Raw genomic sequence first — 863 nt, forward strand, 5'->3', positions numbered from 1 at the left:
CCAGGTCAGCAGCGCGGCGGCCTTCGAGGCGAGGCCGGGCACGACCATCCGCTTGCCGCGCCGGAAGCCGCGCCATGCGCTGGCGGCGACCTCGTCGGCGGTGAGGTCCGGAAGATAGCTGAACACCCGGAGATCCTTGATTCCGCGCCCGCTCAGGAAATCGGTCTCGACAGGGCCCGGCACGACGCAGGTCACCGTGACGCCGGTGTTGCGCAGCTCTTCGTGAAGCGCCTGCGAGAAGGACGACACGAAGCTCTTGGTGGCGTAGTAGACCGCCATGTGCGGGCCGGGCACCAGGCCGGCGATCGAGCCCATGTTGATGACGCCGCCGCGCCGGCGCCCGACCATCGCCGGCAGCAGCGCCAGGGTGAGTTCCACCAGGAGGCGGGCGTTGAGGTCGATCATGTCGAGCTGGTCGGCCAGCGGCTGCGCCGCGGCGAGGCCCTGGATGCCGTGGCCGGCGCTGTTGACCAGCACGTCGCAGACGAGGCGATTGTCGTCGAGATAGTCCTTCACCCGGCTTGCCGCGCCCGCGGCGATCAGGTCGAGATTGAGCACGAAAGCCTCGCTGCCGCGCTCCTCGACTTCGCGGGCGATCGCCTCGAGCCGCTCCTGCGAGCGGCCGATCAGCACGATGGGCTGGCTGCCCGCGGCGGCCCGCGCCATCGCCAGTCCTATTCCATTGCTTGCGCCGGTAATGACGATGGCCGGGCGTAGCCCATCGGGAAGCATCAGGCGAACCTCGAAAACCTAAAGCTGAATCCGTCCGAAAAGGGCGGCGGGGCGAACCAGGCGCTTGCGATCGGCGGCGAAACCATTCCCTAGCGCCCTATGGCCGGCTGCGCAATTCTTCGGCAATCGCG

At 68.6% G+C, this 863-nt stretch carries 1 protein-coding gene; it reads right to left on the bottom strand.

Annotated features, from left to right (window positions below; translation table 11 throughout):
- Positions 1-732: SDR family NAD(P)-dependent oxidoreductase (locus ABUE31_RS22705; protein ID WP_367726040.1), on the bottom strand; the 732-nt coding region annotated here is incomplete at its 3' end.
- Between the last annotated feature and the right edge of the window lie 131 nt (positions 733-863).

This window comes from Mesorhizobium marinum, from assembly GCF_040813675.1.
Taxonomy (GTDB): Bacteria; Pseudomonadota; Alphaproteobacteria; order Rhizobiales; family Rhizobiaceae; genus Mesorhizobium_K; species Mesorhizobium_K marinum.